21 protein-coding genes and 2 pseudogenes are annotated in these 24,249 nt (G+C 35.3%); 17 read left to right on the top strand and 6 right to left on the bottom strand.

Going from position 1 to position 24,249, the window contains the following annotated elements:
• Positions 1-12 precede the first annotated feature (12 nt).
• The gene (locus tag UZ34_02295; GenBank protein AKO64277.1) at positions 13-1,209 is read right to left on the bottom strand and encodes an ammonium transporter; all 1,197 of its coding nucleotides are present in this window, start codon (positions 1,207-1,209) and stop codon (positions 13-15) included.
• Between the two features lie 139 nt (positions 1,210-1,348).
• Between UZ34_02295 and UZ34_02290 the strand changes: the two genes are divergently transcribed.
• Together UZ34_02290 and UZ34_02285 are read left to right on the top strand one after the other, a co-directional pair.
• Entirely contained in the window at positions 1,349-1,651 is a 303-nt protein-coding gene (locus tag UZ34_02290) for a hypothetical protein (GenBank protein AKO64276.1), read from the top strand.
• Positions 1,644-2,336 (top strand): annotated as a pseudogene (locus tag UZ34_02285) (hypothetical protein). The gene UZ34_02290 and the pseudogene UZ34_02285 overlap by 8 nt, the downstream one beginning before the upstream one ends.
• Positions 2,337-2,507: 171 nt before the next feature.
• Here UZ34_02285 and UZ34_02280 read toward each other — a convergent pair.
• The gene (locus UZ34_02280; GenBank protein AKO64275.1) at positions 2,508-4,577 is read right to left on the bottom strand and encodes a hypothetical protein; all 2,070 of its coding nucleotides are present in this window, start codon (positions 4,575-4,577) and stop codon (positions 2,508-2,510) included.
• A gap of 108 nt (positions 4,578-4,685) precedes the next feature.
• Between UZ34_02280 and UZ34_02275 the strand changes: the two genes are divergently transcribed.
• On the top strand, positions 4,686-5,531 hold the full coding sequence (locus UZ34_02275; protein AKO64274.1) for a hypothetical protein: 846 nt from the start codon (positions 4,686-4,688) through the stop codon (positions 5,529-5,531).
• On the opposite strand, the gene UZ34_02270 is transcribed toward UZ34_02275, so the two are convergent.
• Positions 5,516-6,289 carry a hypothetical protein gene (locus tag UZ34_02270; GenBank protein ID AKO64273.1) on the bottom strand — a complete coding sequence of 258 codons (774 nt, stop codon included), beginning with the start codon at positions 6,287-6,289 and terminating at the stop codon, positions 5,516-5,518. The two genes, UZ34_02275 and UZ34_02270, sit on opposite strands and share 16 nt — an antisense overlap.
• Positions 6,290-6,299: 10 nt before the next feature.
• Positions 6,300-7,034: pseudogene (locus UZ34_02265) on the bottom strand (hypothetical protein).
• A 135-nt stretch (positions 7,035-7,169) separates the two neighbouring features.
• Between UZ34_02265 and UZ34_02260 the strand changes: the two are divergent.
• From UZ34_02260 to UZ34_02220, 9 genes are all read left to right on the top strand, one after another.
• Positions 7,170-7,823 carry a hypothetical protein gene (locus UZ34_02260; GenBank protein ID AKO64272.1) on the top strand — a complete coding sequence of 218 codons (654 nt, stop codon included), beginning with the start codon at positions 7,170-7,172 and terminating at the stop codon, positions 7,821-7,823.
• Positions 7,820-8,545 carry a hypothetical protein gene (locus UZ34_02255; protein AKO64271.1) on the top strand — a complete coding sequence of 242 codons (726 nt, stop codon included), beginning with the start codon at positions 7,820-7,822 and terminating at the stop codon, positions 8,543-8,545. Before UZ34_02260 ends, UZ34_02255 begins: the two co-directional genes overlap by 4 nt.
• Positions 8,538-9,383 carry a hypothetical protein gene (locus UZ34_02250; GenBank protein AKO64270.1) on the top strand — a complete coding sequence of 282 codons (846 nt, stop codon included), beginning with the start codon at positions 8,538-8,540 and terminating at the stop codon, positions 9,381-9,383. Before UZ34_02255 ends, UZ34_02250 begins: the two co-directional genes overlap by 8 nt.
• Positions 9,376-10,674 carry a 3-phosphoshikimate 1-carboxyvinyltransferase gene (locus UZ34_02245; GenBank protein ID AKO64269.1) on the top strand — a complete coding sequence of 433 codons (1,299 nt, stop codon included), beginning with the start codon at positions 9,376-9,378 and terminating at the stop codon, positions 10,672-10,674. Before UZ34_02250 ends, UZ34_02245 begins: the two co-directional genes overlap by 8 nt.
• On the top strand, positions 10,671-11,309 hold the full coding sequence (locus tag UZ34_02240) for a cytidylate kinase (protein AKO64268.1): 639 nt from the start codon (positions 10,671-10,673) through the stop codon (positions 11,307-11,309). The genes UZ34_02245 and UZ34_02240 overlap by 4 nt, the downstream gene beginning before the upstream one ends.
• A gap of 123 nt (positions 11,310-11,432) precedes the next feature.
• The gene (locus tag UZ34_02235) at positions 11,433-12,881 is read left to right on the top strand and encodes a 30S ribosomal protein S1 (protein ID AKO65139.1); all 1,449 of its coding nucleotides are present in this window, start codon (positions 11,433-11,435) and stop codon (positions 12,879-12,881) included.
• A 12-nt stretch (positions 12,882-12,893) separates the two neighbouring features.
• Positions 12,894-13,172, top strand: coding sequence for an integration host factor subunit beta (locus UZ34_02230; protein ID AKO64267.1), 279 nt, complete (start codon positions 12,894-12,896; stop codon positions 13,170-13,172).
• A 44-nt stretch (positions 13,173-13,216) separates the two neighbouring features.
• Positions 13,217-14,380: an N-acetylglucosaminyl transferase gene (locus tag UZ34_02225; GenBank protein AKO64266.1), complete on the top strand. Its 1,164-nt coding sequence runs from the start codon at positions 13,217-13,219 to the stop codon at positions 14,378-14,380.
• Positions 14,380-15,069: an orotidine 5'-phosphate decarboxylase gene (locus tag UZ34_02220; protein ID AKO64265.1), complete on the top strand. Its 690-nt coding sequence runs from the start codon at positions 14,380-14,382 to the stop codon at positions 15,067-15,069. The genes UZ34_02225 and UZ34_02220 overlap by 1 nt, the downstream gene beginning before the upstream one ends.
• Before the next feature lie 3 nt (positions 15,070-15,072).
• Here UZ34_02220 and metG read toward each other — a convergent pair whose 3' ends face one another.
• Entirely contained in the window at positions 15,073-17,100 is a 2,028-nt protein-coding gene (gene metG / locus UZ34_02215) for a methionine--tRNA ligase (protein ID AKO64264.1), read from the bottom strand.
• Positions 17,101-17,169: 69 nt separating this feature from the next.
• On the opposite strand from metG, the gene UZ34_02210 reads away from it, so the two are divergent.
• Entirely contained in the window at positions 17,170-18,237 is a 1,068-nt protein-coding gene (locus tag UZ34_02210) for an ATP-binding protein (protein AKO64263.1), read from the top strand.
• On the opposite strand, the gene UZ34_02205 is transcribed toward UZ34_02210, so the two are convergent.
• Complete coding sequence (locus tag UZ34_02205; protein AKO64262.1) at positions 18,234-18,911, bottom strand: hypothetical protein; 678 nt, start codon at positions 18,909-18,911, stop codon at positions 18,234-18,236. The genes UZ34_02210 and UZ34_02205 overlap by 4 nt on opposite strands.
• A gap of 124 nt (positions 18,912-19,035) precedes the next feature.
• Here UZ34_02205 and UZ34_02200 point away from each other — a divergent pair, with 124 nt between their 5' ends.
• From UZ34_02200 to UZ34_02185, 4 genes are read left to right on the top strand one after another with little or no spacing between them, the layout of a single operon-like run.
• The gene (locus UZ34_02200) at positions 19,036-19,950 is read left to right on the top strand and encodes a 6-phosphogluconate dehydrogenase (protein AKO64261.1); all 915 of its coding nucleotides are present in this window, start codon (positions 19,036-19,038) and stop codon (positions 19,948-19,950) included.
• A 3-nt stretch (positions 19,951-19,953) separates the two neighbouring features.
• Positions 19,954-21,417, top strand: coding sequence for a glucose-6-phosphate dehydrogenase (locus UZ34_02195; GenBank protein AKO64260.1), 1,464 nt, complete (start codon positions 19,954-19,956; stop codon positions 21,415-21,417).
• A gap of 18 nt (positions 21,418-21,435) precedes the next feature.
• Positions 21,436-22,002, top strand: coding sequence for a deoxycytidine triphosphate deaminase (dcd, locus tag UZ34_02190; protein AKO64259.1), 567 nt, complete (start codon positions 21,436-21,438; stop codon positions 22,000-22,002).
• Entirely contained in the window at positions 22,002-24,242 is a 2,241-nt protein-coding gene (locus UZ34_02185; GenBank protein AKO64258.1) for a lysine decarboxylase, read from the top strand. Before dcd ends, UZ34_02185 begins: the two co-directional genes overlap by 1 nt.
• Positions 24,243-24,249: the final 7 nt, after the last annotated feature.

The following is a 24,249-nucleotide window of genomic DNA, read 5'->3' as shown; positions in this document are numbered from 1 at the left end:
TCTAGCATGAGATTAGCGATCGATATCCGGGGAAGCGGTGATTTTATGAATAGATATATCAGCCCCATTGTACTCAGACTCTTGATCAAGTCTTATATTACTAACCGAGTTAATTACTTTGTAAACAATGTATCCAAAAACAAAAGCGAAGCCGACGCCGATTAGAGAGCCTACTAATTGAGCCATAAATGAAACGCCACCAAGCCCACCTAACATCTCAAGTCCAAAGATACCGGCAGCTACACCACCCCATAGGCCACATAAGCCATGTAAAGGCCAAACACCAAGCACATCATCAATCTTCCACTTATTTTGTGTCATGTTAAAAGTCACAACAAACAATGCACCTGCAATACCGCCCGTTATCAGCGCACCAATTGGGTGGAATAAATCAGAACCTGCACAGACAGCAACAAGGCCAGCCAAAGGTCCGTTATATAAAAAACCAGGGTCATTTTTTCCTACCAACAGCGCTGCCAAAGTACCGCCCGCCATAGCCATCAGCGAATTAACTGCAACCAATCCTGATATGCCTTCTAATTCTTGCGCGGACATGACATTAAATCCAAACCATCCCACGGTAAGAATCCATGAACCGAGCGCTAGAAAAGGTATGCTGGATGGGGGAAAAGCCACTAAAGAGCCATCTTTTTTATATCTTCCGTATCTGGAACCCAGGATCAAAACTGCAGCCAGTGCTAACCAACCCCCAAAGCCATGAACGACAATAGAACCTGCGAAGTCATGAAATTCATAGCCAAAAACTGCTTCGAACATAGATTGAATAGAGAAGTTACCGTTCCAAACGATTCCCTCAAATGTGGGGTAAATAAAACCAACAATAACGAAAGAAGCAATTAGCTGGGGTTTAAAACAAGCTCTCTCAGCAATGCCCCCAGAAATAATCGCAGGAATAGCGGCAGCAAAAGTAAGCAAAAAGAAAAATTTAACTAATTCATAGGCGCTTTTTTCTGAGATAGCGGTAGCAGAGTCAAAGAAATTCAATCCATACGCTAAAGAATAGCCAATAAAAAAATAGGCGATCGTTGATATCGCAAAGTCAGCGATAATTTTAGCGAGAGCATTCACCTGATTTTTTTCTCTCACCGTACCAACCTCTAAAAAAGCAAATCCCGCATGCATCGCCAACACCATTATCGCGCCCAAAAGCACAAATAACACATTACTTTGATCGACTAAATTCTCCATTGCCTGTACCTGCAAAAGTTAATAAAGGATAAACAATACCTCTTGATAAGATAAAATAAAAACTAAACTATCTTAATACTCTTAAGATGCACAATATTAAAACATTTAAATTACATTTTTGTAATATTTTGGTGCAATTTTGAATACATTATTTTTCATTTTATTAATTTCAGGTCTGATATTTTTTGTTGACAGTTTAGCCAAGCAAGAAAAAGCAAAAAAATATGCCAAAAAACTTGTGTCTGACTTTAACCTTCAGTTCTTGGATGATTCAATATATTGCGGAAAGATATCCATCGTTCAAGGCAGTAAGTATCCTTTTAATATTCAAAGAAAATATCATTTTTATGCCTCCCCTTTTAATGAAAGAAAGCTTGCCTGTAATTTAGTCATGATCGGTTCAGATATGACTGATTGGTATATTGAGCCTTACCGTGAGTGATAATCTCTACATTGGTCGATTTGCTCCCAGCCCTTCAGGTAAGATGCACATTGGCTCTATATTGAGTGCGATAACTAGTTACATTGATGCAAAACATAACAATGGGCTATGGAAACTAAGAATCGACGACATTGATTCTGAGCGGTCAAAAAAAATTTACTCAGAAAACATAATTAAAATTTTAAAAGATTTTCTTTTAGACCCTGATGAGATCTATTATCAGACCGATCATCTGAATGACTATGTAAAATATCTAGATCTTATTCCAAAACAAAAAACTTATTTTTGTGAATGTACCAGGAAAATTATTAGCACATTACCTCAACACAATATTGGTGCAATTTATGATGGGCGCTGTTTAAATAAAAATCTGAACCATGGTGCGTTGAGGATGCAAATGAAAAAAATTAATTTTTCATTTAATGACCTAAACCTAGGTTTAATTGAATTGGATAAAACTCATGTGAGTGACTTTATAGTTAGAGGGAAAAACCAATTTGCCTATGTATTTTGTTGCGTCATTGATGACTATTTGCAGGGAGCAAATACCATTGTGAGAGGTTCGGATCTTGTATTTCAAACATTTCAACAACGTTACCTTCAGGAACTGTTTTCATTTCCTAAGTTATCCTATCTCCATCATCCCGTGCTATATGATGGTGAAAGAAAAATTAGCAAAAGTGATCAGGATGAAGAGATCCACCCTGATAACCGTACTGCAATTTTAGTAAGGTTATTAAAAATACTGAACCAAAAAATCGCACCTAATATTAATAGTTACAAATCAATTCTAGAGCATGCGATTGAGAGCTGGGATATTAGAGCCATTCCTAAGACCACCAAGATCAACGTTTAATTAAAAGTCTCTGATCCAAGTTATTTTAGCATTTAACGGCATCCCCACCATGATGTTATTCACATTATGGGCAGATGAGTAATAGGTCTTGTCTAGCAAATTCTCGATATTAAATTGTACTATGGTTTTTTCATCGATTCTGGCATAAGCTGCAGCATCCATCCTGACCCATCCAGGAATTGTGACGCTGGTGGAGCTGGTTGGAGTGGCCGCATACATCTCACCCCGACCGATCATGCCGATTGCAGCAGACCAGGTGGAATTAAATTCATACTTATTCCATATCGAAAAATTATGACTGGCCACATTACCGAGACGCGTCCCCTTCGAGATAGCACTTGAACCGACACCCTGATCTTTCGTGATTTCCGCGTTAACATAGTTATAGCCTGCCAGAACAGAATATCGATCGGTTAAATTTCCATTCAGCGTAAACTCTAACCCTCTTGATCTTTGACCATCCACAATTATTTTTTTGGTCACGTCATCAGGATCTGTGATTTGCATCCTCTCACGCTCTAATTGATAAAGAGCAAAAGTACCAAATAATTGTTCATTAAATTGAATCTTTGTCCCCACCTCATAATTCACAAATTTTTCAGGATCCTGATTGACATTATCGTTACTGATGCCGTCTAACTGGTCGCCATTTCTTGGCTGGTATGCATTACTGTATGAAACATAATAAGAAATATTCTCGGTGGGCTTGAAAATATAACCGATACGGCTGGACAACATGTTGTCCTTGATATTAAATTTAGTCGAATCCTTGACGTTGTTAAAGTCCGTCTCGTAATGATCTTTTCTTAAGCCCAGAACAAACTGGTGTTGGTTATTAATTTTGATTTGATCTTGAAAGTAGACAGATGTATAACGAATGTCTGTTTTTTTATCACGAGCATAGGTATTAAAATTCCAACCAGAACTCACTGGGTTGTGAATAGAAACAGTTTGATTGGCAGCGGTAAGTCGATATCTTCTGTTATCTTGGCTACCAACCTCTAATCCGGTTAAAAGCGTGTGCTCAAGACCACCTATCTCAAAGTTCCAAGTCACGTCAGTCTGATTGAAAAAATTTTGTCTTTGTGTGTTGTCGTAATATCCCTTTAAAGTCAGCATATCAGATGAGCTTACTGAACTTCCAGCGTACACATTTTGATAATATTTGTCGTAATCGGTGTATCGGGTCGTATTCTTAATATTCACATTGTCAGAAAAATTGTGTTCAATATTAAAGAATGTTGAGTTCACACTGACCTCGTTGGGGCTTGCGCTAGCTGCGCCATAATATGTGCCACGATTTCCATTGTAAGGTCGCTTATTCTGTGATGGGATACCCCTGTAACCAACCCTCTGATCATGAAAATATTCCCTACCAAATTTTACGGTTGTTTTATCATCGAGCAAATATGTAAATACAGGGTTAATGCCTTGCTTCTCATAATTGACTCCCTTGATGAAAGAGTCACCCTTATCTGCTAAAACATTGAGTCTAACTGCAAAACGATCCGTTATCTTTCTATTAATGTCTAGTGTTGCACGCCTGGAATCAAAGCTTCCGAGCTGTAAGGAATAACTATTAAAATCAATAAATGATGCCTGCTTACTGACTCGGTTGACAATACCTCCACTTCCACCCTTGCCAAACAGTATGCCATTAGCGCCCATCAGCACATCAACTCGCTCTATGTTGTAAAGATCTCTGTAGTACTCTGCATCGTCCTTAACACCGTCAAGAAATATATCTGCTGTGGTTTTATTTCCCCTGATTATAAAGGCATCACGGTTACCCTCACCTTGATCAAGATCAATTCCTGGCGCATAGGTAATCGATTGGCCCAGGCTGGTGGCTTGCTGATCTTTTAATTGTTCTTGATTAATCACGTTGACTGACTGAGGCAGGTCAATTAATCTTGTGTTAGTCTTGGTGGCTGACCCTGAATATGAGTTTGAATATGTGCTTGCTGGTGCTGTGACATCAATACCTTGCAGACCAAGGTCGCCGGCAAACAAGGTTGATGTGGAAAATATTGACATTATTAAAACCTTAATGGGTGATACTTTGTTCATATATATAAATCCTAATATAATCCTAAATGAGAATGATTCTCATTCTAAATGAGAATGATTCTCATTACAAGTAAAATATTTAATTATTTATCTTGGTATAATCTGACGATGAAAACAGACGTTATAACCAGATTTGTCATCAATAACTCCTCTATTCGGGGCAATATTATTCGTATAAAAAATAGCCTAGCCCAGTTAAAAAAATCTTTAGCAATACCAGAACAAATAACTTCCTCATTTAATGAAATCGTCACGGTATGTCCGATGCTGGCCGCAACGCTAAAATTTGAAGGCGGTCTAATTTTACAAATACAGGGGAAAAAATCCTTAAAACTAATCATCGCAGAGTCCGATAATGATTTTAAAATCCGCGGTACCATCAAACTTACAGAAAATACTAAAAAATCTTTTCAGGATTTGATTCAGGATGCAATTGTGGCTCTAACTATTATTCATAAAGATCAAAAAACGCCTTATCAGGGAATTATTGAAGTGGGGTCAGGTGAGATCAAAGCCATGATTGAGCATTACCTCACCCAATCCATGCAGATTAAGAGTAAGGTATTTTTTCACCAAACAAACACAGAAAGTTTTGGTGTGTTATTTCAAGAACTTCCGCATGAAAATGAAGAGAAAAAATTATTAACAGAGCCCCTTTGGAATGATATTGATCTTATTAAGTCGGATACTTTATCTGACGGACCTGAACAATTTTTAAAAAATATTTTTAGCCAAAATGATGTTCAAATATTTGAAGAACACCCAGTTGAGCATCAATGCTCATGCAATCAGGAGAAGATCTACAAAACGATAAGTTTAATCAAAGAGAATGAGATCTACTCATCAATACAAAATAATTGTATCGAAATGGTCTGCGAATATTGTCAAAAAAAATATACCGTTACCAAAGAAGAGATTGATATTATTTTTAATAAAACTCAGCGATTAAATTGATTTAAAAATTGGTAGCCAATTATAGCTGCCGATACTGCCACATTTAGCGACTCCACGTTGTTCATCATCGGTAATGATATCTCGTCATATGTGATATTTTTAAGGTCAGTTGTAATTCCTTGCCCTTCGCTCCCTAAAATAAGTATTGTCTTATGGGCAAAGTTGTAATCAAAAACATTTTGTCCATTCAGATCTGCAACAACAAAAGAAAATCCATGCGAAATTAGATTACTGATATCAACATTTTGGTATATCGATAGCTGAAACTGAAACCCTTGGCTCGATCTTAACGTTTTTGGTGACCAGGGGTCAGAACATTGTTCTGATAAAAAAATTCCTTTATGTCCCAAGGCTTGCGAGGTTCTTAATATGGTTCCAAGGTTTCCTGGATCCTGCACTTTATCCAAAAAAAGATACATGCCATCATGAAAGTGATTTGGGTATGAGTCATTTTGAGGAATCTCAATTAATGCAAGAATGCCCATGGGTGTCTTTAATTCTGATATATCATTAAAAAAATTATCCGGCAGGATATAAATTCTCTCCTCCCATACCTTTTTGAAATATTCCGGATAATTTTTATTAAATGATTCGGAACAAAATAATGCTAAAAAATCATTTTTTTCATTTAGATAGGCTTCCAGTAGGTGTGGGCCTTCAATAATTGTTAGATTATTTTCCTGCCGATATGATTTATTCTGCTGAACCTTTCTAAGCTCCTTTAGGCGTGAATTATTTTTGGAAGTTATAAATTGCATATTCTCAATATTAGTAATTAATATTTTTTATCTCAAAACCCTTGTCTTTCAGAAAGCTCAAAACACCAGTGTGGCCACTTAAATGAGATGCTCCAATTGCTACAAATATATTATCTTGTTTCATTGCTTCATATATTTTTTGATTAAAGATATGATTTCTATCAATTAAGATTTTTTGTTTAATTTTATTCCATAAATCCTCACTCATGATTTCGGATGTCATAGACTCATTCGTATTCATAATAAGATCTAAATCACCATCGATGTATACCTGGATCAACTTTTCATAATTTTTTTCTTTGATTTCCATTGGGGTCATTAACGAATTCTTTAATAACAAAATTTGTTCTTCATCGGTCAAGAAATCCAATGAAGAAAAATGATCACTGGTTGACATCAGGCCTCGGGTGAGGATTCCTATGTCTTCAGCATATCGTTTTAATAAATTGTCCTGATTGAATGGTGTTGCAGGTCTTGGAGAGTCTAATATAAATGCCAGTAACCATGGTTTCATTTTAGTAATTCGATCAAAAAACATCACGTGATAATCAGATAACTGTTTTAAGCTATCAAGCTCATCCTCATTGAGTTGATCAATAAAGTTAATGTTAGCTTGAATATGCTTTGGATCGGTAAGCTCATCGGTTTCCATCAAAAACAGGCTAGAGTTTTTGATAGACAATAATAAATTCTCATTGAATGAGGTTACCCTGCTGTCATCAGAATGAAAGGTGCCAAAAACAAAGTGTATTTTTCCTTCATGATCAGTCACTTCGTAAAGTGTTGTTTTTGCAAAAACTTGAATGCTGACAAACCAAATAAGTACAAATAAGAGTTTGAAAGATACTTTAAATAATTTCATTCATTTATTATAAACATCATGGAGAATAAAATTTTAATAATTAGAGAGGCATCTGACTTTAATAATATTAATTTTGCCAATATTTCAGACGATGGCCTGGTTGGTATATCACCTGAATTAAATGTCGACCTTATTCAATCATCTTATAAACTGGGTATTTTTCCTTGGTTTAATGAAAATGAGCCTATCCTGTGGTGGTCACCAAATCCTCGACAGGTATTATTTATTGATAAATACAAACCATCTAAATCATTACTAAAGGAAATAAAAAAAAATAAATTTGTATTTGAAATTAATAAAAATTTTCCAGCTGTCATTCGTGCTTGCAAAAAAGTGCAGAGAAAACAATCCGGGACGTGGATAGATGCAAGAATTATTGATAACTATACAAGGCTTCACCAAATTGGACATGCCCATTCTTTTGAGATTTACAACATGGAGGATAGCTTAGTTGGTGGAATATATGGAATGCTCAGCAAGAACGTTTTTTTTGGTGAATCAATGTTTCATCTTGAAAATAATGCATCTAAAGTTTGTTTTTATTTTTTATGCAAATGGCTGAAAGAACAAGAGGTTAAAATCATTGATGCCCAAGTCGAATCCGAGCATATTTCTCAATGGGGTGGTGAGCTCATATCACGAGATAAATTTATGGATATAATAATGTCATGAGCATTCCAGAGAATAAAGAATTCAAAAAAATTCAATTTTATTTAACTGCAAATTATAATTGTGGGTATCTACCGGAAAAAAAAGCACAATCCATCGTTGCCTCACCTTACCAAAATGTTAATCAAAATGAATTTGATAATCTCATTACAATTGGGTTTAGAAGAAGTGGAAATCATGTCTATAAGCCCCACTGTCACAATTGTGAGGCGTGCACATCTATTCGATTAGACGTTCATCGATTCAAACGAAATAGAACTCAGGATAGATGTTATAAAAAAAACAATCTAGTCGTGGTTGAAGAAGATCTAGATTTTCTTGAAGAAGACTTCCTCCTGTATTCAAAGTATCAAAAGATACGTCACAATGACCTATCCTCCTCCCTTGAGGACCAAAGAGAGGAGTATAAGAACTTTCTTCTTACCAGCAATTTCATCACAAAAAAAATTAAGTTTTATCATAACGACAAATTACTCATGGTGAGCATAGTGGATTATCTCAATGATGGCATCTCTGCAGTCTATACTTTTTACGATCAAAATTACTTGAAGCATAGTTTAGGAACATACTCTATTCTTTGGCTCATTGAGAAATGTAAGAGGGAGAACTTGCCCTATCTTTATTTAGGTTATTGGATCAAGGAAAATGATAAAATGAACTATAAAACTAAGTTTAAGCCGTTTGAGCTTTTTGAAGATAAACAGTGGAAAATTTTTAATGAATAAAATTTGTATTATTGGTCTTGGGCTGCTTGGTGGATCTATTGGGAAGGAATGTATTTCAAAAAATTTAGCAAAACAGGTGGTGGGTTTTGGTCGAAACAGTGAGTCATTAAAAAAAGCAAAGCAATTAGGCCTAGTGCATGAAATTTCAGAAAGTTTTGAGGATTTAAATCAAGCCGATTTAATTATCATTGCGACCCCTGTTAAGCAATACAGCACAATATTTAAAAAAATAAACCCATTTTTATCTCCCACTACATTAATTACCGATGTGGGAAGTACGAAAAAAAATGTAATAAATGATGCAAGTTTCTTCCTTGATGACCACTATGCAAAATTTATTGGCTCCCATCCTATCGCCGGATCAGAAAAACATGGTCCGGAAGCAGCTCAACTTGGACTCTTTAAAAATAAAAATATCATCATCACACCGCATGAAAAAAATACTAAAAAGGATATCGATTTTATTAGTAATTTTTGGAATTCAATGGAAGGCACATCATTGATCATGGATGCTGTGAGCCATGATGAAATTTTTTCAACCGTCAGCCACCTTCCTCATGCTCTAGCAATGATCTTTATGAGCATGTTAAATAGCAAAAATAATAAGGATGAGTTGTTAAGATTCGCAGCCAGTGGCTTTCGTGACTTTACAAGAATTGCTGCAAGCTCCCCAGAGATGTGGAAGGATATATTTATTGATAATAAAGAAGCATGTTTAAAAGATTTAAGTGAATTTAAGCAACAAATAGAGAAATTTGAATCAATCGTTGTCAATGAGGAAGATTTGGAAAAATATATTCAATATGCAAGCACTTTAAGAAGTAACTGGAATGAATAAAAATCTGTCTCTTAAATTATCTCCAAGATCAAAAATTGATGGAGTGATAAAGCCACCTGGATCAAAAAGTATTACCAATAGACTGCTTCTTCTGAGCAGCCTTTGTAGTCAAAGTATTTCATTGACTAATCATCTGATCTCCGATGATTCAAAATATATGATTAAAGCTCTCGAAGACTTGGGAGTTTCAATAAGTTCAGACACGAAAGACAAGATTACAATATTTGGGGATCCAAAAAAATTCAACAATTCCGCTGATCTTTATCTTGGAAATGCCGGTACGGCATTTAGGCCGCTGTGTGCGTTATTGTCTATTTTGGGTGGAAATTATCGCCTTGATGGTGTTGAAAGAATGCATGAAAGGCCCATTAAAGATTTAGTTGACAGCTTATCAAGCATTGGTGCAGATATTAAATATCTAAAAAATATAGGATTCCCTCCCGTTCAGGTTTCTGATTTTAAATTTAATGGCAAAACAGACATATCCATTAAAGGAAATATCTCTAGTCAATTCCTTACCAGTCTTCTGATGGCTGTTCCTCTCATAGGGCAAGATTTTAAATTAAATATAGATGGAGAACTGATTTCAAAACCTTATATTGATATTACAATAAATTTGCTCAAGCTATTTAATGTCAATTACATTAATCACAATTACTCGAGTTTTGAATTCAATTGCAATGACAATCCGAAGGTGTATTCATTAGATAGTGGATTAATAGACATTGAGCCCGATGCATCCTCTGCTAGCTATTTCTTTGCAGCTGCAGCAATAAGTGGCAACGTTAGAGTCGAAGGTCTAAATAAAGAATCCATTCAGGGTGATATTCAATTCCTGGAAGTTCTAGAGAAAATGGGTGCTGATATTACTTACAATAATGATTCAATCGATGTGAGAAAAGCCAATTCTTTAGTTGGAGGTCAATTTGATTGTATTGCGATACCAGATGCGGCGATGACACTGGCTGCGATGGGATTGTTTACTAGCTCACCAGTGGAGTTATTTAATATAAATAGCTGGAAGGTAAAAGAAACAGATCGAATTGTAGCTATGGAAAATGAGCTAAGGAAATTTGGAGCAACTGTGACATCTACAGACAATTCATTAAAAGTAATTCCTCCCACGAATATTTCAGACAATGTCTCCGTGCATACTTATGACGATCATAGAATAGCAATGTGTTTTTCACTTTCTTGTTTAGCAAATAAATCTGTTGAAATTCAAGATCCAGAGTGTGTTAATAAAACCTATCCTAATTACTTTAATGATTTTTTGAAATTATTATCATGAACCTAATAACTATTGATGGTCCTGCAGGATCAGGTAAAGGAACTATTGCAAAGCAATTATCACAAGAATTAAAGTTAAATTATTTAGATTCTGGTGCCATTTATAGAATTCTAGGATTTCATCTGAAGGAAAATAATACTCCAATTGAAAATGATGCATTAGTAAAAGAAAGAATCCAAAAAGCAAAAATTCAATTTATGGAAGACATAATTTATTTAAACGATCGAGATGTAACTGATGCGATTAGAACAGAGTCTATTGCTAAAATGGCTTCATTAATTGCTGCTAAAAAGACTGTTAGAGAAAGTATTCTAGATTTACAAAGATCATTCTTACAAAAACCAGGATTAGTCGCCGAGGGAAGAGATATGGGGACTGTTGTATTCCCAGAAGCGAAACATAAGTTTTTTCTTACAGCAACTGTTGAAGAAAGAGCTAGTCGTAGATATAAACAGTTGATTTCTAAAGGTTTTGATGTTATCATGGCCGACCTTGTAGATGAAATACAAGAACGAGATTTTCGTGATACCAATAGAACTATATCACCATTAGTTCCTGCAGCTAACGCAGTGATTATTGATACAACTGAATTATCTCCTAGCCAAGTCATTGAATTTATACTTGGTGACATTTGAGTTCTTCATAGCTCCAAACTATGAAGTTTGATTAACAACCCCATTGCTAGATGGGAATTGGATATTTTAATGACAACTTTAACGAAAACAACAGAAACAAAGAATAACGAAAATTTTGCAGCAATGCTGGAAGAAAGTCTTGCTCTCAAAGAAATGCGTCAGGGTGAGATTATTACAGCTGAGGTCGTGTCAATTGACTCAGATGTAGTCATTGTTAATGCAGGATTAAAGTCAGAGAGTTTTATTAAAGCTGATGAATTTTATAACGACAAAAGAGAAGTTGAAGTTGCAGTTGGTGACTTTGTAAAAGTGGCTATCGAAAAACTTGAAGATGGATATGGTTCAACAATTCTTTCTCGAGATAGAGCAAAAAAAATACAAGCCTGGGAAGACCTTGAGAATGCGATGAATGATAAGACTACGGTATCAGGTTTTGTTAGCTCCAGAGTAAAAGGTGGCTTAAGAGTATCAGTAAAAGGAATTACCGCATTCTTACCAGGATCATTGGTTGATTCAAGACCGGTAAAAGATACATCGCCATATGAGAATAAAGAAACTGAATTAAAAGTTATTAAGATCGATAAGAAAAGAAATAATATTGTGGTTTCTAGAAAAGCGGTCTTAGAAGAACAAATGGGAGCAGATCGTGAATCAATTATTGAATCACTCTCTGAAGGCGCTACAGTTAAAGGAATTATTAAAAATATTACCGATTATGGAGCATTTGTTGATTTAGGTGGTATTGATGGATTACTGCATATCACTGACCTTGCATGGAAAAGGATTAAACACCCATCTGAAGTCTTAAATGTGGGTGATGAAATTGAATCCAAAGTCTTAAAATATGATCAAGATAAAAACAGAGTTTCTCTTGGCTTAAAACAACTTGGTGATGACCCATGGGTTGGTTTAGAAAGAAGATACCCTGTTTCAACTAGAATATTTGGCAAAGTTTCAAATCTTACAGATTATGGTGCATTCGTTGAAATTGAAAGTGGTATCGAAGGCCTAGTTCACGTTTCTGAAATGGATTGGACAAATAAAAACATTCATCCTACAAAAGTTGTAAATCTTGGCGATGAAGTTGAAGTAATGATCCTTGAAGTTGATGAAGGTAAAAGAAGACTATCGCTTGGTATTAAACAATGTAAAGAAAATCCTTGGCAAGCTTTTGAAAATGATCATAAACAAGGTGAAACAATTAAAGGCTCAATTAAGTCAATTACAGACTTTGGTATATTTATTGGATTAGATGGAGGTATTGATGGACTTATCCATCTTTCAGATATATCTGCAACTGAATCAAATGAAGATGCTGTTAAAAAATATAAAAAAGGTGATGAAGTTGAAGCAAAGATACTTGCTATTGATGTTGACAAAGAAAGAATATCTCTTGGAATTAAGCAACTTTCAGCTGACTACATTGAAGATGTTAAAGACGATAGTTCATCAAGCAAAAAAGATGCTAAAAAAGCTAAATCAACTGCTGACAAGGAACCAGAAAATGCTGGAACGACCAACCTTGGTGCTCTTTTGAAAGCAAAAATGAGTGATTCGTCAGATAAGGAATAACTAACCTAGACAATGACACGATCAGAACTTATTGAAAAGCTGTCTTCACAATTTCAGCATCTTCTTCAAAAAGATGCTGAATTGGTTGTGAAAAATATATTAGATTCAATGTCAGATACTCTAAACAATGGAAAACGAATTGAAATTAGAGGTTTTGGAAGCTTTTCATTAAACAAAAGACCTGCAAGAATTGGTAGAAATCCCAAAACTGGTGAGAAAGTTCACATCAGTGAAAAACTTGTCCCCCATTTTAAAGCTGGAAAAGAGCTGAGATCTCGTGTTGATAAGTAACTTTTAAAGTATACTTTCTATAATATTTTCTTTCTAAATTAGTTATGGTTGAATTTGAGCTTTGGTGGCTTTTGCTTATCCCATTTTTTTTTGGGTTGGGATGGATTGCCGCTCGTATAGATATTAAACATATAATATCTGAAACAACTGACCTGCCTGCCTCATACTTTAAAGGCCTTAATTTCATTCTCTTTCAAGATTATGAAAAAGCATCTGAATCTTTTTCTGATGCACTAAGAATTAAACCAGACTCCCTTGAGCTGCATTTCATTCAAGGTAATATATTTAGAAAACTTGGAAAAATTGATCAAGCTATCAATCTTCACAATAAATTACTTGACCAAAAAGAATTAACGCCTCAGCAAATTGAATCTTTAAAAGCAGAACTGATGCAGGATTATTTTACAGCAGGCTTTTATGATCGATGCAAATCCCTATCTAAGGAGCTTTCAAACGAACAATATCAAGAATTTAAGTTAAAGATTTTGTTAGATATATCAATCAAACAAAGACATTGGGACTCTGCAATAAAATATTGCAAAGAAGTTGAACAGAATTTTGGCATTTCCTACAGATTACAAATTAGCCATTTTTTATGTGAACTGGCATTAGAGAAAATAATTCAAGAAAAAAAAGATCAAGCAATAAAACATCTCGAACAGGCATTAGATATTTACAAAAATTCAACCCGAGCAAATATTATTCTTGGAGAGTTGGAATTTGAAAAACAGAACTATAAATCCGCAATAGAAATTTGGAAAAGAATTGAATTACAGAAACCAACTGACTTCATCTTAATTGCTACGAAATTTTTAGAATGCTATGAAAAATTAAACAAACAAAATGAGTGCCTGTCATTTCTTTCGCACTTAAGAGAAAGTTACGGAATAAACCAAATAGATTCAGTTATCTTCAATTTTATTCTCCAAAAAGAAGGGCCTAAATACGCTGAAGAGTTTGCTAAAAATAATTTAATTAAAAAACCATCTATTGAAGTTCTCGATCAATTATTTAGTGCAAAGTCTTTAAGTGATGGCAGTGATAGTGATACCAAGATGATGCAACAGGTGATTAAAAATAGCATAGGCACTAAATTATTTCACTTATGTAACCATTGTGGCTTTAAAGCTAAACAACATCATTGGCAATGTCCAGCATGTAATTCCTGGGAGACGGTTTCAAACGAACTAAAAGATATAAGCAAATAATGAACGATTCCAAAGTTATAGTGGCTCTTGATTTTTCATCTCTAGATGAAACTGAAGTTTTTCTAAAAAAAATTAAAGGTCAAAATTGTAAAGTAAAGGTTGGTAAGGAGCTTTTTACTACCGAAGGTCCAAATATAATCAAATTAATACAACAATATGGCTTTGAAACTTTTTTAGATTTGAAGTTTCATGATATTCCAAATACTGTAACTCGTGCTATCAAAGCAAGTTGCGATTTAGGTGTATGGATGGTTAATGTTCATGCTTCAGGAGGAAAACAGATGATGCTTGCTGCAAGAGAAGCTGTGGAATCTTCATCGCACAAACCGCTCTTAATTGCAGTTACAATTCTTACTAGTTTTGATAATTCTTCTTACCAAGAGTTAGGTTTTAAAAATGAATTACAGGAACAAATTGCTTATTTAGCAACAATGTCTGAAAAATCAGGGATGGATGGAATTGTCTGTTCGGCAAATGATGTTCCCTCAATTAAACCGTTAGTTAGAGAAAAATTCCAGTTTATAACGCCAGGTATAAGAGTTGCCAACAGTGATGATGATCAAAAAAGAGTGGCTACTCCGGAAAATGCCATATCAAATGGATCTAATTATCTTGTTATTGGAAGACCAATCACCTTAAGTGATGATCCAGCAACTATGATCGATAAAATTAATCAAAGTATTAATTAATATTTATTTAATTTTCATCCCGGCCTGGGCGCCATCATCAGCTAATAAAATAAAAGGTCCATCATCACTGTCAGAAGCGGCAAGTATCATCCCCTCAGAAACACCAAACTTCATTTTTCTAGGCGCAAGATTAGCAACATAACTTACCTTTTTTCCAACTAAGGACTCAGGATTATATTTTGACTTTATTCCGGCAAAAACATTTTTCTTACCTAATTCACCAACATTGAGAGTAACCTGAAGTAATTTATCGGCACCATCTACGTGATTTGCTTCAAGCACCTCTGCAACACGAAGATCTATTTTAATAAAATCATCAATAGAAATATGATTCCCTGCATCAATACCTTCTTTTGTATTATTTTTATTTTCCATAATTTTATTATCTTCTATTAATTTAACTAGATTATCTTTATCAAGTCTTTGATATAAATGTTTGTATTTATTGATTTTTTTTATATTATCCTTAATTTGTTTGAAGCTACTAAAATCAGTCTCATTAAATAAGCTGGCTACTTCTTTAGATAAACTTGGAAGAATTGGAGAAAGATAAATGATTGAATTTCTGAATACAATTGCTGACGTGGTAAGAATGTTATGAAGCTGCTCTTTGTTCTGTTCAAGGTCTTTAGCCAAGCTCCAAGGTTGTTCATCGCTTATTAACTCATTTACCTCTTCAACCAATGTAAAAACTTTTCTGACTAATTGGCTATATAAACGTGACTCATATAAGTCCAATATTTCATTTTTAAGATCGATCGATTTAATTACCAATTGTGAATATTTACTATTAGAGGGCAATTGATCTATTGATTTTATTTTTCCATCAAATAGCTTATGAATAAACCCGAATGTTCTGCTTGGAATATTCACTAGTTTACCTACCAAATCAGAATTTACTTTAGACATTAAGTCGTCTAAATTCAAATCTATATCTGACATTGAGTCGTTTAATTTAGATGCAAAATAATATCTCAAGAATTCTGGTTCATGAATATTATTCAAAAAACTTCGTGCGGTGATGAATGTCCCTCTGGACTTAGACATCTTTTCACCGTTCACAGTAAGAAAACCATGTGCAAAAATTTTAGAAGGCTTTCTGAAACCTGCGAAATTTAATGTTGCCGGCCAAAATAATGCATGAAAATAAAGTATATCTTTTCCAATAAAATGATAAAGTTCGGTTGAGCTATCGGGTGACCAAAAATCATCAAAGTTAATATTTCCTTTTTGATCAATTAGATTTTTAAAGCTAGCCATGTACCCAATTGGCGCATCCAGCCAAACGTAAAAATATTTATCAGTTTCACCAGGAATTAAGAAGCCAAAATATGGTTTATCTCTCGTAATATCCCAATCTTGTAATCCAGATTTGAACCATTCCTGGATTTTATTCTCTGCTTCAGGTTGTAATGTTCCAGATGCTGTCCAATCTTTTAAAAATGGTTCACATTCAGATAAATTAAAAAAGAAATGCTTTGTTTTTTTCTTTATTGGGGTAGTTCCAGATAATGCTGAATACGGGTTAATTAAATCAGTAGGTGAATAGGTAGCTCCACAAGCTTCACAAGAGTCACCATATTGATCTTTTGCATTACATTTAGGGCATTCACCTTTGATAAACCTGTCCGGAAGAAACATCTGTTTATCTTCATCGAAATATTGCTCAATTTCTTTGGTAGAAATTTTCTTATTTCTATCTAAAGATTTAAAAATCTCCTCGGAATAAAACTGATTTTCTTTTGAATCAGTCGTATAGAAGTTATCAAAATTCACATAAAAGTCTGCAAAGTCTTGAGCATGTTCTTTATGAACATTGGCAATCAATTGCTTAGGGGTGACGCCTTCATTTTGCGCCTTAATCATGATCGGTGTGCCATGCGTATCGTCAGCACATACATAAAATACTTCATGACCATTCATTTTTTGAAATCTTGACCAAATATCTGTTTGAATATATTCAACCAAGTGTCCAAGATGTATACTTCCATTTGCATAAGGAAGTGCGGATGTAATTAAAATTCTTCGCATGTAAACTTTATAAAAAATTAATGATCGTATTCTAACAAATAATTAGTAATTCAACTGAAATAAAGTGCAATGGAAAATATTAAAGACTCAATAGAAAATATTTTTGATCAATACAATCAAATCAGACCTTTTCTTAAAAAAAATATAATTGTTAATGAGACTGAAGATCAGTTGGACATCATCATTAAGATGGGTTTTACATTCAAAAATCTTGAGCAGAATTATAAAAACATAATTGCTGAATGCCTAAACAATATTGATAAAAAAATTAATATTTCTCTTGTGTTAGATGTAGCAAGCCATAAAACGCAAGGGACGACGCAAAGCATCAAAAATGTAAAAAATATTATTGCTGTTGCTTCTGGTAAAGGTGGTGTTGGAAAATCAACTGTCGCCTGCAATCTTTCAATCGCTTTACATCAGCTAGGTGCTCGGGTTGGTATTCTTGATGCTGATATCTATGGCCCAAGTCAGCCATTGATGTTTGGTGCAAATAAAAAACCAGAATCCCGTGATGGAAAAAGAATGGAGCCAATTATTTCTTATGGTATTCAAACCATGTCCATAGGATACCTAATTGATCCAGATACGCCTGTCGTTTGGAGAGGTCCAATGGTCACCAACACCCTACAACAACTCCTTAATGAGACAAATTGGGATAATTTAGATTATTTAATTATTGATTTACCTCCGGGCACTGGGGACACACAACTGACCTTGGCTCAAAAAGTGCCTGTAACAGGATCTGTCATTGTGACCACCCCTCAAGATGTTGCTTTAATTGATGCACAAAAAGGTATTGGTATGTTTGATAAGGTCAATATTCCAAATATTGGACTCGTAGAAAATATGGCCGTTTTTGAATGTCCAAACTGTGGCCATCATGAACATATTTTTGGTGAAGATGGAGGAAAAGCGTTAGCGGCTAAAAATAATATTTTATTGCTTGGCTCGATACCACTAAATGCAATGATTCAGAAGAAAATGGATTCAGGGGCGCCGCCATTACTAGATAATGAAAACCCATCCATAAATGAAGCTTTTTTATCAATCGCTGAAAAAGTGAGTATCAAAATTGCTCAAATGAAAGAAAATTTCAAAGATAAATTTCCTAAAATTGTAATTCAAAAAGATTAATCAAGATTGCAATAAACGTCGATAAGATTTTCGGACATAATTTTTGAAGCAGGGATACCTTCCCCTTCTTTCCATGCGTTAACTGCATCTTTCTTTCCATGGCCCGTTACTATAAAAAATATTTTGTCGGCTTTTAAAAAAGCTTTAGGGGTCATCGATACCCTATCCGAAGGAGGTTTAGGCGCATTCGATACGGCAACAGCATTTAATTGATTATCCCATTGATATCCAGGAAACAGGCTTGCGGTGTGTCCATCCTCCCCTAAACCTAATAAAACAAGGTCAAATTGATCTATGTTGTCAATAATACTGTTATATTCACTCGAGGCTTCTTGAGACCCTTTTTCCGTATTGATAGGAAAAAATTTGGGTTTTGAGTTATCCGGCAAATGATCAATAAATGATCTTTTTATCATATGGCTATTTCTGTCTTTAGAATCTACTGGGAGGCATCTTTCATCTCCAACATACAATTCCCAAGCACTAAAATTTTGATTACGAACATCGAGAAATGATTTATATAACTTCTCAGGGGTTGATCCACCTGCCATTACAATTTTAAAACTTCCATTTTCACTTATTGCATTTTTAGCAATGTTTAAAATGTCTTGAAGCAATATTGATTCCAGCTGATTTTTGTCTTGAAAATCTTTCCAGTTTAGTTTTTGGTGCATATTGTTTTTATATTATTTGAGGGATTAAAAACCTATCAGACTACCCCATGGTTTGGTATAATTCTGACCTTAAAAATGTAATTCACAAGATTACCAAAAAAATAACTTTAACAAAAGGATAATTATGAAAATTGCAATGCTTGGACTTGGAAAAATGGGCGGAAATATGGCTACACGTCTAATTCGTAATGGAATTAATGTGGTCGGATTTGACATGTCATCAGAGATGATTGCAAAGCTAGAACGAGAGGAGAGTTTAATTCCAGCCAGCTCAGTTGAAGATGCAGTTAATCAACTTGAAGGACAAAAAATCATCTGGATGATGCTCCCAGCTGGAGAAGTCACGGAAAAACAAATTGATGACCTTATCCCTATGTTAAACCCTGGTGACATCATTGTGGATGGTGGTAATTCAAATTACAAACACAGCGTCAAAATTGGAGCGATGTTAAAAGAGCATAATATTGGCTTTATGGACTGCGGCACTTCAGGTGGTGTTTGGGGCCTAGATAACGGATATTGCTTAATGGTAGGTGCTGATAATGATGTTGCAAAAGCAGTTGAACCTGTTCTTAGAGCTTTAGCACCTAATCAGCAAGATGGCTGGCTGCATGTGGGGCCAATTGGTTCTGGTCACTATACAAAGATGATTCACAACGGAATAGAATATGGAATGATGGAATCTTTCGCTGAGGGCTTAGAGCTTCTTAAAGGAAAAACAGAGTTTGATATTGATTTAGCAAAAGTAACTGAACTTTGGAGACATGGATCAGTAGTTCGAAGCTGGTTGCTTGATCTAACGGCTGAGTCTCTGAAGGGAGATCAAAACCTAGACAATATTGAACCTTATGTAGCAGACTCAGGTGAAGGACGATGGACTGTTGTTGAGTCTGTTGATTTAGGAATCCCCGCCCCAGTATTAACTCTGGCACTTCAAGTAAGGTTCAGATCTCAAGAAAAACAAAAAGGCTACGGATATAAGTTACTGTCAATCATGCGTAATGCATTTGGTGGTCACCTGTTAAGAAAAAAAGGTTAAGTTATGACGCAAAAAGAAGCTTCTTCTCTGCTCTTATTTGGCGCCAAAGGTAACCTGGCAAGAGTAAAACTATTTCCTGGTTTGTTTAAATTAGATCTCGCTGGAAAACTTCATCCGGATATGAAGATTGTTTCAATTGGCCGACAAGAAGAATCACATGAGGAATGGCTGATAAACTTAAAAAGTATCATTCGCGCCAAATATGACAAAGATCTAAATCAAACGGTGTTAGATCGTTTTCTTAATAGAAATATATATCACGCCAACCTACCAGACGATCCTGATGCTTTCACAAAACTGTCAGATAGATTGATTCAAGAGGGGTTTTCACAGAATTTAGCTTTCTTTTTATCTGTAAGGCCATCCGATTTTGCTTTGATTGTTGATCAACTAGCTGAAGCTAATCTACTCGATGAATCAAGTCACTGGAAAAGAGTTTTAATTGAAAAACCTTTTGGGGTAAATACTGAAACAGCTCAAACTCTTCAGGATTCAATTTCCAAGCACCTCAAAGAATCTCAAATTTATCGCATAGACCATTACTTAGGGAAGTTTGCTTTACAAAACATCTTATTTACACGTTTTTATAATACTCTCCTAGAACCAATCTGGAATAATCAATACATTGATCATATACAGGTAACGAACCATGAGACATTAGGTGTGGGTGACAGAACAACCTTTTATGATGCAACCGGCGCACTCAGAGATATGATGCAAAGTCACATCCTTCAAACCTTAACGCTTGCCACTATGGAGAAGCCAAAAAGTTTTTCTCCAAATGATGTGAGAGAGGAAAAAATTAAGTTACTGAACCAGATTAAACCTGTACCGATTGACGATTTTGAAAAGTATGTCTTTAGGGCGCAGTACACTTCGGGAACGATATCGAATGAAGGTGAAGTAAAAGGCTACCTCGAAGAATTAGGTCAGGAAAGTAATGTTGAAACGTATGCAGCAGTTAAATTTTTTATTGATAATGACCGCTGGAGAGATGTACCCATTTATCTGCGCACTGCTAAAAGGTTACACGAAAATGCAACCTATATTTCAGTTAAACTAAAACCAATGAAAACGCCAAATGGTGAGATAAATGACAACTGGATTATCATTAGCATTCAACCAAAAGAGTCAATTCACATTGAAATTAATACAAAAGTGCCTGGACTGGATGAAACAAAATCAAGAAAAATTCAGCTTGATGGAGGAATAAGATTCGAGGGAGATGAAACCATTGATTCTTATGAAACCTTAATGCTTGACCTTATTGAGGGCAATCAGTCTAGATTTTTACATATTGATGAGGTAAACGCTCAATGGAAACTAATAGACCCTATTATTGAAAAATGGCAAGACCCATCAGTTCCAGTTCATACTTATCCTGCTGGATCAAAGGACCCGATAGACTCAAAAATTATTTTTGAAAATTCAGACCAATTTTGGCGAAGTAGTATTAACATAGAGTAACAATTTTTTAGGATAATTATGGCAATTAAATCTGATCGTTGGATAAGGGACATGGCAGAAAATCATGGCATGATTTTACCCTTTGAACCAGGACTAGTTCGAGAAAAAGAAGGAAACAAAATTGTTTCTTATGGAACCTCAAGCTATGGTTATGACATCAGATGTGCGAATGAATTTAAAGTATTTACAAATATTAATTCTACTATTGTTGACCCTAAAGAATTCGACCCAAACTCTTTCGTTGAATTTGAATCAGATCACTGCATTATCCCTCCTAATTCTTTTGCCCTAGCTAGAACTGTTGAATTCTTTAAAATACCAAGAAATATACTGACTGTTTGTCTTGGTAAATCTACCTATGCCAGATGTGGAATTATTGTTAATGTCACTCCATTCGAACCTGAATGGGAGGGTTACGTCACCTTAGAATTTAGTAATACCACCCCCCTGCCCGCAAAAATATATGCTGGTGAAGGTTGTGCCCAAGTTCTATTTTTCGAATCTGATGAAGTTTGTGAAGTATCTTACAAAGACCGTGGCGGAAAATATCAAGGTCAAACTGGTGTTACTCCGCCGAAAATATAATGAAATTCAACTTTCCTGTCATTATTATCGATGAAGATTTTAGATCAGAAAATTCTTCTGGTTTCGGAATAAGACTTCTTGCAGAAGCCATCAAAAAAGAGGGTTTTGAGGCAGTCGGCGTCACAAGTTATGTGGATCTTGCCTCTTTTGCACAACAGCAAAGTCGAGCCTCAGCTTTTATTTTAGCAATTGATGATGAAGAGTTTGTCGAAGAAAATCCAAAAGCAATTAAAAGCCTCAAAGATTTTGTAGAAGAAATTCGATACCGTAATGACGAGATACCAATTTTTCTGCATGGTGAAACAAGAACAAGTCGTCATATACCCAATGAAGTTTTACGTGAATTAAATGGTTTCATTCATATGAATGAAGATACACCTGAATTTGTTGCTAAATACATTACCAGAGAAGCGCGATCCTATTTGGATAGCCTCCCCCCGCCATTTTTTCGCGCACTAACTCACTACGCTGCTGATGGCTCATACTCATGGCATTGCCCTGGTCACTCTGGAGGGGTTGCTTTTTTAAAGTCACCTGTTGGTCAAATGTTTCATCAATTTTTTGGTGAAAATATGCTTCGTGCAGATGTTTGTAATGCGGTTGATGAGTTAGGACAACTTCTTGATCACACTGGCCCTGTTGCAGCCTCAGAGAAGAATGCAGCAAGAATATATAATGCTGACCATTGCTATTTTGTTACGAACGGTACATCCACTTCTAATAAAATGGTATGGCATTCAACGGTTGCTCCTGGTGACATTGTCGTAGTTGACAGGAATTGTCATAAGTCGGTATTGCACTCTATTACAATGACGGGTGCCATTCCAATTTTTTTAATGCCGACAAGAAACCATTTTGGCATCATTGGCCCCATTCCTAAAGAGGAATTTAGTTGGGAAAATATTCAAAAAAAGATTGACTCAAATCCATTCATTAAGAATAAAGATCAAAAACCTCGTGTCCTCACGATTACTCAATCAACATATGACGGCGTGTTATATAACGTTGAAGAGATCAAAGAAATGCTTGATGGAAAAATTGATACCTTACATTTTGATGAAGCATGGCTTCCCCATGCAGCGTTTCATAATTTTTATGGTGATTATCACGCGATTGGTGAGGATCGTCCAAAATGTAAAGACAGTATGATTTTTTCTACTCAATCGACGCATAAGTTATTAGCAGGATTAAGCCAGGCCTCACAAATTCTTGTTCAAGATGCAGAAAATAATAAACTTGATCGAGATGTCTTCAATGAATCTTATCTAATGCATTGTTCAACCAGTCCTCAATACTCAATCATTGCTAGCTGCGATGTCGCTGCTGCCATGATGGAACAACCAGGTGGCACAGCCTTAGTTGAAGAATCCATAATGGAAGCCCTGGATTTTAGAAGAGCTATGAGAAAAGTAGATAGCGACTGGGGTCAAGATTGGTGGTTTAAAGTCTGGGGTCCGGATGACTTAACTGAAGAAGGAATTGAGACACGCGACTCATGGATGCTTAAATCTGAGGACAATTGGCATGGTTTTAATAAGCTATCAGAAGGCTTCAACATGCTTGATCCGATCAAGGCGACCATTATCACCCCCGGTTTGAATATGAAGGGTGAGTTTGACGATGATATCGGCATCCCTGCATCAATTGTGACCAAGTATCTTGCAGAGCATGGGGTGATTGTTGAAAAAACTGGCTTGTACTCATTCTTTATTATGTTCACGATTGGGATTACCAAAGGCCGTTGGAATACCTTATTAGCTGCACTCCAGCAATTTAAAGATGACTATGATAAGAATCAACCGATCTGGAGAGTGCTACCTGAATTTACCCAGAAATATCCTCAATACGAAAGAAAGGGACTAAAAGACCTTTGTAATGAGATTCATGAGGTATATCGAAAATATGATGTAGCAAAACTGACTACAGATATGTACCTTTCTGATATTGAAACTGCCATGAAACCCACGGAAGCTTTTGCAAAAATGGCACATAAAGAAATTGAAAGAATTGCAATTGATGAGCTCGAAGGAAGAGTGACATCAGTGTTACTCACCCCTTACCCACCAGGTATTCCATTACTGATCCCAGGGGAAAAATTTAATAAAAAAATTGTCAACTACCTGCAGTTTGCTGAAGAGTTTAATGAGTTATTTCCAGGGTTTGAGACAGATAATCATGGATTAGTGAAAGATTCTGTAAACGGAAAAACGACCTACTTTGTTGATTGCGTGAAAACTTAATTTAAAT

It is taken from the genome of Methylophilales bacterium MBRSF5 (assembly GCA_001044335.1).
Classification (GTDB): Bacteria; Pseudomonadota; Gammaproteobacteria; order Burkholderiales; family Methylophilaceae; genus BACL14.
This window is presented reverse-complemented; position numbering and strand designations above follow the sequence as displayed.

What these genes read in the sequence shown, in the direction of transcription:
- UZ34_02295 (AKO64277.1), bottom strand. Translation starts at nt 1,209, where the DNA reads ATGGAGAATTTAGTCGATCAAAGTAATGTGTTATTTGTGCTTTTGGGC.
- UZ34_02280 (AKO64275.1), bottom strand. Translation starts at nt 4,577, where the DNA reads ATGAACAAAGTATCACCCATTAAGGTTTTAATAATGTCAATATTTTCC.
- UZ34_02275 (AKO64274.1), top strand. Translation starts at nt 4,686, where the DNA reads ATGAAAACAGACGTTATAACCAGATTTGTCATCAATAACTCCTCTATT.
- UZ34_02270 (AKO64273.1), bottom strand. Translation starts at nt 6,289, where the DNA reads ATGCAATTTATAACTTCCAAAAATAATTCACGCCTAAAGGAGCTTAGA.
- UZ34_02260 (AKO64272.1), top strand. Translation starts at nt 7,170, where the DNA reads ATGGAGAATAAAATTTTAATAATTAGAGAGGCATCTGACTTTAATAAT.
- UZ34_02255 (AKO64271.1), top strand. Translation starts at nt 7,820, where the DNA reads ATGAGCATTCCAGAGAATAAAGAATTCAAAAAAATTCAATTTTATTTA.
- UZ34_02250 (AKO64270.1), top strand. Translation starts at nt 8,538, where the DNA reads ATGAATAAAATTTGTATTATTGGTCTTGGGCTGCTTGGTGGATCTATT.
- UZ34_02245 (AKO64269.1), top strand. Translation starts at nt 9,376, where the DNA reads ATGAATAAAAATCTGTCTCTTAAATTATCTCCAAGATCAAAAATTGAT.
- UZ34_02240 (AKO64268.1), top strand. Translation starts at nt 10,671, where the DNA reads ATGAACCTAATAACTATTGATGGTCCTGCAGGATCAGGTAAAGGAACT.
- UZ34_02235 (AKO65139.1), top strand. Translation starts at nt 11,433, where the DNA reads ATGCTGGAAGAAAGTCTTGCTCTCAAAGAAATGCGTCAGGGTGAGATT.
- UZ34_02230 (AKO64267.1), top strand. Translation starts at nt 12,894, where the DNA reads ATGACACGATCAGAACTTATTGAAAAGCTGTCTTCACAATTTCAGCAT.
- UZ34_02225 (AKO64266.1), top strand. Translation starts at nt 13,217, where the DNA reads ATGGTTGAATTTGAGCTTTGGTGGCTTTTGCTTATCCCATTTTTTTTT.
- UZ34_02220 (AKO64265.1), top strand. Translation starts at nt 14,380, where the DNA reads ATGAACGATTCCAAAGTTATAGTGGCTCTTGATTTTTCATCTCTAGAT.
- metG (AKO64264.1), bottom strand. Translation starts at nt 17,100, where the DNA reads ATGCGAAGAATTTTAATTACATCCGCACTTCCTTATGCAAATGGAAGT.
- UZ34_02210 (AKO64263.1), top strand. Translation starts at nt 17,170, where the DNA reads ATGGAAAATATTAAAGACTCAATAGAAAATATTTTTGATCAATACAAT.
- UZ34_02205 (AKO64262.1), bottom strand. Translation starts at nt 18,911, where the DNA reads ATGCACCAAAAACTAAACTGGAAAGATTTTCAAGACAAAAATCAGCTG.
- UZ34_02200 (AKO64261.1), top strand. Translation starts at nt 19,036, where the DNA reads ATGAAAATTGCAATGCTTGGACTTGGAAAAATGGGCGGAAATATGGCT.
- UZ34_02195 (AKO64260.1), top strand. Translation starts at nt 19,954, where the DNA reads ATGACGCAAAAAGAAGCTTCTTCTCTGCTCTTATTTGGCGCCAAAGGT.
- dcd (AKO64259.1), top strand. Translation starts at nt 21,436, where the DNA reads ATGGCAATTAAATCTGATCGTTGGATAAGGGACATGGCAGAAAATCAT.
- UZ34_02185 (AKO64258.1), top strand. Translation starts at nt 22,002, where the DNA reads ATGAAATTCAACTTTCCTGTCATTATTATCGATGAAGATTTTAGATCA.